Annotated in this window: 13 protein-coding genes; 7 read left to right on the top strand and 6 right to left on the bottom strand. The window is 70.6% G+C overall.

Annotated elements, in window-relative coordinates:
- Positions 1–30 precede the first annotated feature (30 nt).
- A complete protein-coding gene (locus tag ACFY1E_RS15415; RefSeq protein ID WP_389075801.1) occupies positions 31–1,563 on the bottom strand; it encodes a DUF4331 domain-containing protein in 1,533 nt (510 codons plus the stop codon).
- Between the two features lie 250 nt (positions 1,564–1,813).
- Between ACFY1E_RS15415 and ACFY1E_RS15410 the strand changes: the two genes are divergently transcribed.
- The 3 genes from ACFY1E_RS15410 (at position 1,814) to ACFY1E_RS15400 (ending at position 3,570) form a co-directional block, all read left to right on the top strand.
- On the top strand, positions 1,814–2,356 hold the full coding sequence (locus tag ACFY1E_RS15410) for a sigma-70 family RNA polymerase sigma factor (protein WP_389075799.1): 543 nt from the start codon (positions 1,814–1,816) through the stop codon (positions 2,354–2,356).
- A complete protein-coding gene (locus ACFY1E_RS15405; RefSeq protein WP_389075796.1) occupies positions 2,353–3,174 on the top strand; it encodes an anti-sigma factor domain-containing protein in 822 nt (273 codons plus the stop codon). The genes ACFY1E_RS15410 and ACFY1E_RS15405 overlap by 4 nt, the downstream gene beginning before the upstream one ends.
- Positions 3,175–3,300: 126 nt before the next feature.
- A complete protein-coding gene (locus ACFY1E_RS15400; protein WP_115909075.1) occupies positions 3,301–3,570 on the top strand; it encodes a hypothetical protein in 270 nt (89 codons plus the stop codon).
- A 189-nt stretch (positions 3,571–3,759) separates the two neighbouring features.
- On the opposite strand, the gene ACFY1E_RS15395 is transcribed toward ACFY1E_RS15400, so the two are convergent.
- Positions 3,760–4,542, bottom strand: coding sequence for an ABC transporter permease (locus tag ACFY1E_RS15395; protein WP_389075794.1), 783 nt, complete (start codon positions 4,540–4,542; stop codon positions 3,760–3,762).
- Complete coding sequence (locus tag ACFY1E_RS15390; RefSeq protein ID WP_389075791.1) at positions 4,539–5,486, bottom strand: ATP-binding cassette domain-containing protein; 948 nt, start codon at positions 5,484–5,486, stop codon at positions 4,539–4,541. The genes ACFY1E_RS15395 and ACFY1E_RS15390 overlap by 4 nt, the downstream gene beginning before the upstream one ends.
- 63 nt (positions 5,487–5,549) lie before the next feature.
- On the opposite strand from ACFY1E_RS15390, the gene ACFY1E_RS15385 reads away from it, so the two are divergent.
- A complete protein-coding gene (locus tag ACFY1E_RS15385; RefSeq protein ID WP_389075789.1) occupies positions 5,550–6,263 on the top strand; it encodes a TetR/AcrR family transcriptional regulator in 714 nt (237 codons plus the stop codon).
- Positions 6,264–6,273: 10 nt separating this feature from the next.
- Here the strand turns inward: ACFY1E_RS15385 and ACFY1E_RS15380 are convergent, their stop codons facing one another.
- The 3 genes from ACFY1E_RS15380 to hmgA all read right to left on the bottom strand — a co-directional run bounded on the left by ACFY1E_RS15380 (position 6,274) and on the right by hmgA (position 9,735).
- Entirely contained in the window at positions 6,274–7,434 is a 1,161-nt protein-coding gene (locus tag ACFY1E_RS15380; RefSeq protein WP_389075786.1) for a type ISP restriction/modification enzyme, read from the bottom strand.
- 207 nt (positions 7,435–7,641) lie between these two features.
- A complete protein-coding gene (locus ACFY1E_RS15375; protein WP_389075784.1) occupies positions 7,642–8,391 on the bottom strand; it encodes a GntR family transcriptional regulator in 750 nt (249 codons plus the stop codon).
- 27 nt (positions 8,392–8,418) lie between these two features.
- On the bottom strand, positions 8,419–9,735 hold the full coding sequence (gene hmgA / locus ACFY1E_RS15370; protein WP_389075781.1) for a homogentisate 1,2-dioxygenase: 1,317 nt from the start codon (positions 9,733–9,735) through the stop codon (positions 8,419–8,421).
- A 156-nt stretch (positions 9,736–9,891) separates the two neighbouring features.
- Here hmgA and ACFY1E_RS15365 point away from each other — a divergent pair, with 156 nt between their 5' ends.
- From ACFY1E_RS15365 to ACFY1E_RS15355, 3 genes are all read left to right on the top strand, one after another.
- Positions 9,892–10,497, top strand: coding sequence for a hypothetical protein (locus tag ACFY1E_RS15365; protein WP_389075778.1), 606 nt, complete (start codon positions 9,892–9,894; stop codon positions 10,495–10,497).
- Positions 10,494–11,111, top strand: a complete 618-nt coding sequence (locus ACFY1E_RS15360; protein WP_389075775.1) for a TetR family transcriptional regulator — start codon at positions 10,494–10,496, stop codon at positions 11,109–11,111. The genes ACFY1E_RS15365 and ACFY1E_RS15360 overlap by 4 nt, the downstream gene beginning before the upstream one ends.
- A gap of 125 nt (positions 11,112–11,236) precedes the next feature.
- Complete coding sequence (locus ACFY1E_RS15355) at positions 11,237–13,498, top strand: molybdopterin oxidoreductase family protein (RefSeq protein ID WP_389075773.1); 2,262 nt, start codon at positions 11,237–11,239, stop codon at positions 13,496–13,498.
- Positions 13,499–13,602 lie beyond the last annotated feature (104 nt).

The following is a 13,602-nucleotide window of genomic DNA, read 5'->3' as shown; positions in this document are numbered from 1 at the left end:
AGCCGCCCGGTCCGCCGGTAATGGTGCGGACTAGTACGCGCGGCTCCGCATCCGGCGCCACCACATCAGGCCCGCGCCGATCAGCGCGACACCGGCGGCTCCGCCACCGGCCGAAGCCGCGATCATTGTGGTGTTGTTCATGCCACCGGCCGACGCGGGCTGCAGCGCGTCACCGAGCTGGCTCTTGACGTCGCTGCCGCTGGAGACGCCCTTGGCGGTCGCACCGCGCGAACCGGAGGTCGGGTTGGCCAGGTACGGGAAGTACTTGCCGAAGCCCTTGTCGTTCTTGTCGACCGCGTCGCCCAGGTCGTTCTTGGAGCCGACCAGTTCGCCCTCCACCACCTGGAGCGCCTCGTCGATCACGTCGTCGGTGAGCCGGCGCCCGTTCGGGAAGCCCGCGTTGTCGCCGTCGAGGACGCCCAGCCGCTTCGGATAGGCGGTCGGCTTGATGGAGGTGTTCAGGCGCAGCTCCTCCGCCGGACGCACGTACGGCGGCTGGTTGAGGCCCTTGACGCCCTTCAGGAACACGTCGACGAGGTCGTTGCGCGGCTCCGACGGCGCCTTGATCTTGTAGATCGACTCGATGAGCTTCGGCAGCTCCGGGTTGGTCACGTTCTTCAGGAACTGGGCGTCGTACGCGGGCGAGGACGCGTTGAACTTGTCCTTGTCCTTGATCGGGTTGACGACCTCATTGACGAGCGGGTTGCCCAGACGTGAGACCTGCTCGTAGTAGCCGTGCGCGTTCCTGCGCTGCACGGTCGACCAGATGCCGACGACCGGCTGCTTCTTCGACTCGGTGATCATGTCCGTCGGAACCTGCAGGGCGATCGAGTTGACGTTGTAGCCCTTGAGGGTGTCCCGCCCGACCTCGGAGAGGTTCCCGCCGTACAGCAGGTCGAAGACGCGCAGATCGGCGAAGAACGGGTCGTCCGCCTGCCCGGCGAAGGTCTGCGCGCCGTTGGGCAGTTTGTAGATCGCCTGCTCCCGCAGCTTGTTGTAGTCCGGCATCGACGCCTTGCCCACGTCCGACGGCGCCACCGGAACGTCGTCGGCGAGCTTCGAGCGGTACACGGCCTTGCCGTGCCTCAGCTTGACGACCTCGATGTCGTACGTCTGCGTGATGTTCAGGTCCGGGTCGGCCAGGTTGCTGACCACGCCCGTGTTGTACAGGAACGACTTCTTGTTCTTCGTCTGCGTCCTGAACGTGTAGCGCAGCAGCAGATCGTCCTGCGCGTCCCCGTTGTTGTCGATGTGGAGGTCGTACTGGGCGTCGTCGGCGAACTGGTAGAAGTTCGGGCCGCCCGCGGGCTCCTCGAAGGGGATGAAGTTGGCGATGAGCGTCGTTGTGTCCGGCTTGTCCGGGCTGACGAACGCGTACAGGTCCGTGTTGTCGTACTGGGGCTGCCCCGAGATCAGGGGAGCCTCCCGGTGGCTGGAGGCGGAGGCCGCCCCCGGTTCCAGCGTGGCCACACCGGCGGCCGCGAGCCCGCCGGCGGCCAGCGCACTGGCTATCAGGGTCGCGATGCTCCTGCGTCCCGAGCCGCTCCTGGAGATAGGTGTCATGCCGTCCGTCCTCAGTCCCAACTTGCCTGACGAACGCTGATTCGGAGCGGTCGCCGGAGTGGATTGGTGGAATCTCAAACGTCTTTACGGCAAACCCCTGATCTTGTTTCAGTCGAACCGCGAAACTTCTTTGGTGCGGCGCCGACCCGCGTTTCGGGCGCGCTGATCCGTACCCCATCCGGAGGTGCGTTCGTTGCGAATGCCTGGTGTGACGGGACGGGGCCCTTGCGGCCGGGGAGAGGGGGACCGAGTGGAGGCGGACGAGCTTCTGGTACTCGTGGCAGGCGGCGACCAGAAGGCATTCGAGAAGCTGTACGGCCTGGTGTCCGGTCCGGTGTTCGGACTCGTCCGCCGGGTGGTGCGCGACCCCGCGCAGTCGGAGGAGGTGGCGCAGGAGGTGCTGCTCGAACTCTGGCGGTCCGCCGCGCGGTTCGACCCCGGCCGCGGCAGCGCCCTGTCCTGGATCCTCACCCTCGCCCACCGCCGCGCCGTCGACCGGGTGCGCAGCGCCCGCGCGGCCGTCGACCGCGAGCAGCGCGAGGCGCGCCGGGCCCACCACCCCGCCTTCGACCAGGTCACCGAGGAGGTCGAGGCAGGCCTCGAACGCGAGTGGGTACGCCGCTGCCTGGACCGCCTCACCACCCTGCAGCGACAGTCCGTCACCCTCGCCTACTACGACGGCTACACGTACCGTGAAGTGGCCGAGCGGCTCTCACTGCCGCTGGGCACGGTCAAGACCCGCATGCGCGACGGACTCACCCAGCTGCGCAAGTGCCTGGGAGGTGTCGCATGAGTGTCCTCGCCCGACTGCTCGGCCGTGGGGATCTGCACTCGCTCGCGGCCCCCTATGCGCTCGACGCGCTGGAGCCCGCGGAGCGGGTCCGCTTCGAGCGGCACCTGAAGAACTGCGAGCGCTGCCGAGCCGAGGTGCGTGCCCTGTCCGAGGACGCCGTCCGCCTCGCGTGGTCCACGGCAGCCCCACCGCCGGCCGCGCTGCGCGACCGGGTGCTCGCCGCCGTACGCACCACCCCGCAGGAGGCGGGGCCGGTCGCGAGGGAGCACACGCCCCAGTTGCCGCCGCACGTCTGGGGCACGCAACCGCCACCGGGACGCTCCCGTGCGCCGCGTGAGCGCCGCCCCTTCTTCGTGCCGTTCGCCACGGCGACGGCGGCCGCGGCCCTCGTCGTCGCCTCGCTCTTCGCCGTCCAGGCGAACCGGACCCAGGACAAGCTGGACGCCGAGCGCGCCCAGGCACGTGAGATCGCCCACGTTCTCGCAGCTCCCGACGCGCGTGCGACGACCCGCAAGGACTCCCGGGGCCGAAGTATCGGAGCGGTCGCCTCCGCATCGGAGGGACAGGCGATCGTCACGCTCAGCGGATACGGCGCCCTGCCCAGCGGACGCGTGCACCAGCTCTGGCTCATGCGCCCCGGTGCGCAACCACGCTCCCTGGGGCTCTTCGGGGGCGGCGACACGCCCTTGGTCGCGACCGACCTCAGCAGTTCGGCCACGTCACTCGCAGTGACCGTCGAACCCGACGGAGGCTCACCTCAGCCCACCAGCCAGCCCATTGTCCAACTCGCCCTGAAATCGGTTGGATTCGGAGAGTGACCATGGAGGAGTTGTCAACACCCTTATGGGGAAGGTGAATCCTGTGACCGCGATACACGAGTGCCCCGAGGGAGCGATAGGGTTACCCTGCCCGGGCCGGGTGGACTCGTACGGGTGGGGAGTGACATGGAACAGATAACAGTGCGCAGCAGGGCCAGGGTCCCTGCGATCACCTGCGGGAGCAGCGCGACCAGTTCGCGTCTCGACCGCCATCTCTCGGTGCTGGGCGGCCCGGCCGTGCCGCAGCGTGAGACGGCCGAGGCGACCTCGCTGATGCGTGAGCTGACCGCGCGTGACACCCCACGTGAGCGCAGCGCCAGCGGCAACCGGATCAGCCGTGTGCTGCTCTTCGCACCGCTGCGCCGACTGCGTCGTTCGCTGTTCGGCGGGCGCTGAGCCAGACCGGCGCCCGTTCCGCAAGAGGCCGCGCCCGGGGCACCGAGTCGTCCGGCGCAGCGCTGCGATCCCGTCGTCCGTCATCCCCACGGCACGCAGCGACACCCGGGCATACGCCCGGGCGTGGCCACGATCCATCACCTCCGGTACATCCCACCCGCTCCGTACCCCGAGGCGAAACCGCTCACATCACCGTTCCCCGCGCGCGTACCTCCGCACCGCGAGCGGCAGGAACCCCGCGATCAGCACGGCGCACCACAGCAGTGACCCGGCGATCGGGTGCGCCACCGGCCAGGCTGCGCCCTCCGGCACCGGCGCATTGCCGAAGAGGTCCCGCAGGGCCGTCGTCACCGCACTGATCGGATTCCACTCGGCGACCGTGCGCAGCCAGCCCGGCAGACCGTCGGTCGGGATATAGGCGTTGGACAGCAGCGGCAGTACGAACGTCGAGGCGCCGAGCTGTCCGGCCGCATCCTCGCTCCGGGTGAGCAGTCCGAGGAAGATCCCGATCGAGGTGCAGGCGAACCGGAACAGGAGCAGCAGCCCCACCGCGCCCACGGCCCGGGGCGCGGACCCCTCGATCCGCCAGCCCACCGCGAGGCCGACCAGGAGCAGGGGCACCGTCCCGGTCGCCGTGACCACGAGGTCGGCCACCGCCTGTCCGAGCGGCACGGCGGCCCGGCTCACCGGCATCGTGCGGAAGCGGTCCATCACACCGCGGTGCGCGTCGGCGGCGGCCTGGAACATGCCGGTCATCAGTCCGCCCGCGGCCGTCGCGACCAGCAGCCCCGGCACCAGGAAGGACCGGTACTCGCGGCCGGGCATCGCGAGGGCGCTGCCGAACACGTAGCCGAAGAACAGCAGCATGTTGATCGGCATGACCTGGGTGAGGATCACCAGCCCGGGACTGTTGCGGACCCGCCGCAGCTGCCGGCCGACCATCGCGAGGCCGTCGTACGCCAACGCGCTCATGCTGCAGGCTCCTTGATGTCGGTCGTCAGTCGGATGAAGGCCTCGTCCAGCGTCGGCTGCCGCAGGCTCGCGTCGAGCAACGGCACGCCCGCCGCGTCGAGTTCGCGCACCAGGCGGGGCAGGGTGAGCGTCCGGTCCCTGGTGACCGCGGCGACGGCGTTGCGCTCACGGTCGAACGACGGCTCGGAGCCGGTGAGTTGATCGAGGACCCCGGCCGCCTTCACCAGCACGTCCGCGTCCGCGACGACGACCTCGACGCAGGCCCCGATGAGCGCCTTGAACTCGTCCGGTGAGCCCGTGTGCGCCACCCGTCCCCGGTCCACCAGGGCGATGTCGTCGGCGAGTCGGTCGGCCTCCTCCAGGTACTGCGTGGTCAGCAGCACCGTCGTACCGTCGGCGGTCAGTTCGCGCACGGCCGTCCAGATCAGATTGCGGCTGGCCGGGTCGAGCCCCGTCGTGGGCTCGTCCAGGAACAGCACCTCGGGCCGGCGGATCAGACTTGCCGCCAGGTCCAGCCGGCGGCGCATCCCGCCGGAGTACGTCGACGCCGTCCGGCCGGCGGCCTCGGCCAGCCCGAACCGCTCGAGGAGCTCGTCGGCGCGCTGCCCCGGCGCCCGCACCCGGTGCAGCCGCGCGAACAGCTGAAGGTTCTGGCGGCCGGTGAGATCGCCGTCGACCGACGCGTACTGCCCGGTGACGCCGATCCTGCGCCGGACGGCCGCGGGCTCCCTGACGAGGTCGTGCCCCGCGATCCTTGCCGAGCCCGCGTCCGGCCGCAGCAGCGTCGTCAGCAGCCGTACGGCCGTCGTCTTGCCCGCCCCGTTCGGCCCGAGGACACCGCAGACCGTGCCCCGGGCCACCGCGAGATCCAGCCCGCGCACCGCGTGCACCTCGCCGAACCTCTTCTCCAGACCTTCACTAAGTACAGCGTACGTAGAAGTCATGGCTCGACCATAGCGCACTACGTACGGTGTACGTAACTAGGATGGTGGGCGAGGTGATGACCGATGGCGGGCCGAGCGGCGGTACCCGAAGTGATCTGGGCTCGTCCCGAGCGGACGGGCCGGGGGCCGAGACCGGCCTACACGCGTGCCGACATCGCGGTGGCCGCGGTGAAGATCGCCGACGAGGGCGGCCTGGACGCGGTGTCGATGCGGCACGTCGCGGCCGAACTGGGCTGCGGGACCATGTCCCTGTACAACTACGTCCCCCGCAAGGAGGACCTGTACGAGCTGATGGTGGACGCGGTCAGCGGCGAGCACGAGATGTGGGAGCCGTCGGGCGACTGGCGGGCCGATATGCGCCGGGTCGCCCGGCAGACGCGGGCGCTGATGCACCGGCATCCGTGGCTGACGCGGCTGATGTCACCGGTGTACGGATTCAGCCCGAATGCGCTGCGGTACCTGGAGCACTGTCTGGCCTGCCTGGATCCGCTCGATGCGCGCTACGGCATGAAGATGCAGCTCGTCGGGATGCTGAACGGGTGTGTGACCTCGTATGTCGCCACGGAGTTGGCTGCCGCCGAGCGGACGCGGTCGTTGCCGTGGTCGGCGGAGGAGGAGAGCGCGGTGCGGATCGCGTATCTGGGGAGTGCGCTGGCCGGCGGTGAGTATCCGCGGATGGCTGCGGCGTTCACCGAGGACTCGGGGCCGATTGATCTTGAGGGGGCCTTTGAGCTGATGGTCGAGCGGATGCTGGATGCGTTTGCGCCGCGGGCGTGAGCTTCGGCCGTCACAGCAGCGCGAACTGGCCTTCCGGGCCTTCCTCGTGGTGGTCGAAGACCGAGGCCGGTCTCCGCGCCGCCTCCGGGGCCGGGAGCACCCCCGCCTTGTGCAGGTCGGAAGCCGTGACGGATGCCGTCACCGTCAACTCATCCTGTTGTGGCCGCAGTTCGGCCAACAAGGCCAATACCGTGATCAGCTCCAGCAGCTCCGACGTCCAGGTCTGCGGCCATGTCGGCGGCCGGATCGCAGCCAGCGTGCCCGTCTCGGCCTCTGTCGTCCGGGTCGTGAACCAGTGCTCCAGGACCCGGACGCCGGACGCCTCGAAGTTCCAGGCCTCCGGTGGCACCGGGGAGATGCGGCCCTCGTCGAGGAGCAGGGTCTCCTCGTCGCGGTCGTAGGCGATCGTGAGCGGGCGGGAGGGCAGCGGCGCGCGGACGTAGGGGCGGCGGCCGCCCGGGAGTTTGGGGCGGTCGCCGTTGCGGCGCATCAGCCAGAGGAGGCGGCGGCCCAGCTCCACGCCGTGCGACCAGAGTTCGGCGTCCTCGGTGAGCGGGACCGTCAGGTCCGGGCGGACCGTCGCCAGGATCCAGGCGAGGAAGTCCGGCGGGGCGGGGGAGTGGCCGAGGCGGGTGCTCAGGTGGTCCAGCAGACCCGGGGTCAGATTGGGCTCCGTGCCGCCGGGGCGGCGGTAGAGGGGGCGGATGCGGCCGGGGCGCAGGAGGGGGAGGTGGGAGGTGGCCAGGAGGTGGGGGCCGGTGCTGTCCGTGGCCGTCTCGGCGACGAAGACCTGGTGTTCGTCCGCCACCCGCCACAGTTCGGGGCGGGCCGTGTCGATCAGCCGGTGGTCGGGGATCAGCCACTGTTCGTCGAAGGGGGCGTGCAGGACGCGTACCGGCTCGGGGCACGTGCCCGACGCGTGGATCAGTCTCTCCGTGCCGCTCGACTGGCCCGGCAGTTGACCGACCGCCGAGCGCAGGGTGCGTGAGCGGGTCGGCTCGAACAGGGCCTCACGGTCCGGGCCCTCGGCCTTCATCAGGGCGTCCCAGCGGGCTTTGAGGGATGCGGCGTCGGGGCCCGTCGGCCACCCCCGGCCGAGCCGCGGCGGTGCGACGGACCACGGCATGAGGTCCGCGAGCAGCGGAGCGTCGTCGTGCGTCACGCTGGGCATCGTACGACCTTCCGCCGACAGGCACCGGGGGGCCGGTGACGCCATGCGGCTCCCAGCGTCACCGTGAAGGAGAAGCGGTCGCCGTGGTGGTGGGTGGCCGCCATGTCCGGGGTGTGTCCGGCGCCGTCGTGCGTCGGGTCTGTGTGGGGTGGATCGGGCCGGGCGGGCCGGTCTCGATGGTGGTGCGGCCTGGTTCCGGTGGGGGCGTCATGTGGCGTCCAAGGTCACCGTGAAGGAGAAGCGGTCGCCTCGGTAGTGGATGACGGCCACGTCCAGGACGCGTCCGTCGCCGTCGTACGTGACGCCCGTGTAGTGCAGGATCGGGCTGAGGAGCGGGACTTGGAGCAGTCGGGCCGTCTCCGGGTCGGCCAGGCGGGCCTCCACGGTGTCCGTGATGCGGCTGATGTCCGCCCGGACGATGTCGCGCAGCACCTTGGTCATCGGCCGGCGCACCAGGTCGGTGGGTTCGAAGCGGGCGGCCAGTTCGGGACGGACGTAGTTGCGGGCGTGGTTGGTCGGCTCGCCCGTCTTCTCGTCGCTGCGCAGCCGGTGGTACGTGGCCACCTCGCCGGTCCCCGGGAAGTGCTCGGCGAGTTCGGGCGGCACGGGCGCGCTGCCGTGGTCCAGCAGCTCCGTCACCATCCCGGACTGCTGGGCCACGATCGCGTCCACCGAGCCGAGAAGCCGGACCGGGGCACCCCTCAGAGCGTCGGGCTCGATGAACGTGCCCCGGCGGCGGTGGCGCGTGATCAGGCCCTCGTCCTCCAGCTCCTTCAGCGCCTGCCGCATGGTCAGCACGCTCACCCCGTAGTGGCCCGCCAACTGCTCCTCGGTGGGCAGCCGCAGCGGGTCCTGGGGCGAGCGGCCGAGTATCGAGGCGCGCAGGGACTGCGACACCTGGTACCAGAGCGGCAGCTTGCGGTTCAGGACGATCGAGTCCGGGGCGAAGGAGGTCACGGGCCTATCCGTACCGGTCGTACGCGATCAGTGCAATGGGCGGAAATGCCGCTCGAGGCCCTGCCACACGTCGTCGTAGCGCTGCTGCAGGTGCTCCGCGTCCGCCGCGTGCGGGGTGAGCGTCACCGGCCAGCGGGTCTCGAACATGAACGCCAGCCCGTCGTCCACCTTCTGCGGCTTCAGCTCGGCCGCGCTCGCCCGGTCGAAGGTCTCCTGGTCCGGACCGTGCGCCGACATCATGTTGTGCAGCGAGCCACCGCCCGGCACGAAGCCCTCCGCCTTGGCGTCGTAGGCGCCCTCGATCAGGCCCATGTACTCGCTCATCACGTTGCGGTGGAAGTACGGCGGCCGGAAGGTGTTTTCGCCCACCAGCCACCGCGGTGCGAAGACGACGAAGTCGACACCGGCCAGGCCCGGGGTGTCCGACGGGGACGTCAGCACCGTGAAGATCGACGGGTCGGGGTGGTCGTACGAGATGCTGCCGATGACGTTGAAACGGCGCAGGTCGTAGACGTAGGGGACGTGGTTGCCGTGCCAGGCGACCACGTCGAGCGGTGAGTGGTCGTAGACGGCGGTCCAGAGGTTGCCGCAGAACTTGTTCACCACCTCCACCGCGCCCTCCACGTCCTCATAGGCGGCGACGGGGGCCCGGAAGTCGCGGGCGTTGGCGAGGCCGTTGGCGCCGATCGGGCCCAGGTCGGGGAGGTGGAAGGGTGCGCCGTAGTTCTCGCACACATAACCGCGGGCGGAGGCATCCAGAAGCTCCACACGGAAGCGCACCCCACGAGGAACCAGCGCCACATGTCCCGGCTCCACATGCAAGTGCCCGAACTCGGTGCGCAGCAGCAGCCCGCCGCGCTCCGGGACGATCAGCAGCTCGCCGTCCGCGTCGCTGAAGACGCGCTCCATCGAGGAGTTGGCGTGGTACAGGTGCACGGCCATGCCGGTGCGCTGGGTGGCGTCGCCGTTGCCGCCCAGGGTCCACAGGCCGGCCAGGAAGTCCGTCCCGGCCGGGGGCTCGGGCAGCGGGTTCCAGCGCAGCCGGTTCGGGTCGGGGACCGACTCGGTGAACGGGGCCGTGCGGATCGCGCCGTTGTCCGTGCGCGTGAACGCCGGGTGCGCGGCCGACGGGCGGATGCGGTAGAGCCAGGAGCGGCGGTTGTGGGCCCGCGGCTCCGTGAACGCCGTACCGCTGAGCTGTTCCGCGTACAGCCCGAGCGGCGCGCGCTGCGGCGCGTTGCGGCCCTCGGGCAGGGCCCCGGGCACCGCCTCGGAGCTGTGCTCGTTGCCGAAACCGGAGAGATAGGTCAACCCCTCGGCCGTCTTGCGCGCGTCCCCGCTCATCATCGCTCCCTTGCGACTGCCTTCTCATTCCTATGCATCACCGTAGGATTGCGGTTTCACGGGCGCAAGGGGGTACCCGGGCTCCTCATCAGGGAGGAACGAGAACCAGACTCCAGGGGGATCCGAGTGTCGGACCGGTGTCCTAGTCTCCCGGGCATGTCGTGGACGCGGGGTCTTCCAGCCGCGCTCGCGGTCTGTGTCCTGCTGTTGACCGGATCCGTGAGCTGCGGCTCCAGTGATGCGCACGAGGGGAAGAACGGCGACTCGATCTCGCCGGTCGGCAAGCTCCTGGACAACACGGACAAGCAGGGGCGGCACTACCGTGAAGTGAAGAAGAAGGGCGCGCCCGAGGTCGGGATCGAGGTGCAGCCGGACTCCGGCAACTCCTGGGACGTGTATCTGACCGTCCACAACTTCCGCTTCTCACCCCCCGGTGCGAAGGCGCGCCCGACGGCCGGCCGCGGTCTCGCGTACGTCTTCGTCGACGACCGGCTGGTCACCCGGCTCCATGGCCTCACCTGCCGCCTCCCGGCCAGGTTCGTGCCGCGCGGCACGCATCACGTCACCGCCCGGCTGTACGCCGACGACGGCACCGTATGGGCCGTGCAGGGCCGCCCCGTGGAGAGCACGGCCGACATCACGGCCTCGGAGGCGGCGGGCGCACCCAGTGCCACTCCGGGGGCGACCGCACTCGGTGTATCCGGCACCCATGTGCATGCCGGGGGGCGAGGTTCACCGCAGCGCTCCGGAACGGCATCATGAAGCCTGTGCCCCACGCGACATCGCTACGCCGAGCGCCTGTGCAGCGGCGCAGTGCCGAACGCCTCACCAGGATCCTCGACGCCTGCGCCGACCTCCTCGACGAGGTCGGCTACGACGACCTGAGCACCCGGGCCGTGGCCCTGCGCGCCGGGGTTCCCATCGGCTCGGTCTACCGCTTCTTCGGCAACAAGCGGCAGATGGCCGACGCCCTCGCCCAACGCAATCTCGAGCGCTTCACCGAGCAGGTCACCGAGCGGCTGAAGTCGGCCGGCGACGGCGGCTGGCGCTCGGCGATGGACGCCGTGCTCGACGAGTACCTGGCCATGAAGCGCACCGCACCCGGCTTCTCCCTCGTCGACTTCGGCAACCAGATCCCGGTCGGCGCCCGCAGCGCCGAACCCAACACCCGTGTCGCCGACCGCCTGACCGATCTGCTCTCCGGCTACCTCGACCGGGAGCCGGACGACGATCTGCGCCGTACCTTCCTGATCGCCGTGGAGACCGCCGACACCCTGGTCCACCTGGCCTTCCGGGTGGCCCCGGAGGGCGACGAGAAGATCATCGAGGAGGCGCGGGAGCTGCTGCGGGCGTATCTGGCGCGCGTGCTGGACTGAGATCCCGCCCGGTCGCGGCCGCGGATTTCCGACCTCACCCCCGGAGAGGCCTCCCCCTTGTGCATACCGGTCGGTATGCTCGGCGCACAGTACGAGCGTCACCGTCGCCGCCACCGGGAGGACCCGTGTCCCGCACCGCCCTGCGAATCTGCCCCCTGTGCGAGGCCACCTGCGGGCTGACCCTCACCATCGAGGGCACCCGTGTCACCGGCGCCCGCGGTGACCGCGAGGACGTGTTCAGCAAGGGGTTCATCTGTCCCAAGGGCGCCTCCTTCGGCGCCGTCGACGGCGACCCCGACCGGCTGCGCACCCCCCTCGTGCGCAAGGACGGCGAGCTGCGCGAGGCCACCTGGGAGGAGGCCTTCGACGCGGTCGCCGCCGGGGTCCGCACGGTCGTCGAGCGCTACGGCCCCCACTCCGTCGGCGTCGTCCTCGGCAACCCGAACGTGCACACCATGGCGGGCGCCCTCTACCCGCCGGTTCTGCTCGCCGGGCTCGGCACCCGCAGTGTCTTCACCGCGTCCACGGTCGACCAGATGCCCAAGCACGTCTCCAGCGGACTGCTCTACGGCGACGCCAACGCAATCCCGGTGCCGGACCTGGACCACACCCACCATCTGCTCCTGATCGGCGCCAACCCCCTGGAGTCCAACGGGAGTCTGTGCACGGCCGCCGACTTCCCCGGCAAGCTCAAGGCGCTCAAGGCCCGCGGCGGCACCCTCACCGTCATCGACCCGCGCCGCACCCGCACGGCCAAGCTCGCCGACCGCCACATCGCGATCCGCCCCGGCACCGACGCGCTCCTGCTCGCGGCGATGGCGTACACCCTGTTCGAGGAAGACCTCGTCGACACCGGGGAGTTGACCCCGCACCTCCAGGGCCTGGACGAACTGCGCGCGGCGATACAGGACTTCAGCCCCGAAGCCGTCGCCGGAACGTGCGACGTGGACGCCCCCACCATCCGCACCCTCGCCCGCGAACTCGCCGCCGCACCCACCGCCGCCGTGTACGGCCGCATCGGCAGCTGCACCGTCCCGCACGGCACCCTGGCCAGCTGGCTCGTCGACGTCCTCGACATCCTGACCGGCAACCTCGACCGTCCCGGTGGCGCCCTCTTCCCGCAGGCGGCCACCGACCGCACACCCCGCCCCGCCGGACCGAGCCACGGCTTCACGCTCGCCCGCTGGCACTCCCGGGTGAGCGGGCACCCCGAGGCGAAGGGCGAGTTGCCGCTCTCCGCGCTCGCCGAGGAGATCGACACCGCGACCGAGGAAGGCGTGCCGATCCGCGCCCTCATCACCTCCGCCGCCAACCCCGTGCTCTCGGCGCCCGACGGCGACCGCCTCGACAAGGCCCTGGACTCACTGGACTTCATGGTCAGCATCGACCCGTACCTGAACGAGACCACGCGCCACGCGACCGTCGTCCTGCCGCCGCCCCCGCCCTCGCAGAGCCCGCACCACGACTTCGCGTTCAACACCCTCGCCGTACGCAACCAGGTCCGCTACACCCGCCCCGCCGTCCCCCTGGAGCCCGGCCGCCTGCCCGAGACCGAGATCTTCGCCCGGCTCATCCTGGCCGCCACCGGCATGCACGGCGCCGACCCGTCCGCCGTCGACGAACTGGTCATCGGGCAGACCCTGGGCAAGGCGGTCAAGGAGCCCTGGTCGCCCGTGCACGGCCGCGACCCGAAGGAACTCGCCGCCCAGCTCACCGGGGTGACCGGTCCCGAGCGCCGGCTCGACATGATGCTGCGCCTCGGCCCCTACGGCGACGGCTTCGGCGTACGACCGGACGGGCTGAGCCTGGAGCGGCTGCTCGCGCATCCGCACGGCATCGACCTCGGTCCGCTGCGGTCGCGTCTGCCGCAGCCGCTGAAGACCAGGAGCGGCAAGGTCGAGCTGCTGCCACAGCCGATCGCGGACGATCTGCCGCGGCTGCGGGCGGCCCTGGACCGGCTCCCGGACGAACTCGTCCTCGTCGGCCGCAGGCATCTGCGCTCCAACAACAGCTGGATGCACAACGTCCCCGCCCTCACCGGCGGCACGAACCGCTGCACGCTGCACATCCACCCCGAGGACGCCGAGCGCCTCGGTGTGCGGGACGGGGCGGCCGTACGCGTGAAGGGCGCCGGGGGAGAGGTGATTGCCCCCGCCGAGGTCACGGACGCCGTACGGCCCGGCGTGGTGAGCCTGCCGCACGGCTGGGGCCACGACCGGCCCGGCACCCGGATGAGCCATGCCGCCACCGACCCCGGGGTCAACGTCAACCAGCTCCTCGACGGCAGCCTGCTCGACCCGCTGTCGGGCAACGCGGTCCTCAACGGAGTGCCCATCGAGGTCGCCGCAGTGGCCGCCGTGTCCGAAAAGCTCAGCCCTGTGACCTGAGCAAAGCCGTGACCTGGGATTTTGCGCTTATTGCTCGCAGGTCAACGTCTTGTTAACGCCGTTTGAACGGACCTAACGTCGTCGCACCGCCTGCCCCGGTGGGA

It is taken from the genome of Streptomyces sp. NPDC001604, from assembly GCF_042893475.1.
In the GTDB taxonomy this organism is placed as follows: Bacteria; Actinomycetota; Actinomycetes; order Streptomycetales; family Streptomycetaceae; genus Streptomyces.
This window is presented reverse-complemented; position numbering and strand designations above follow the sequence as displayed.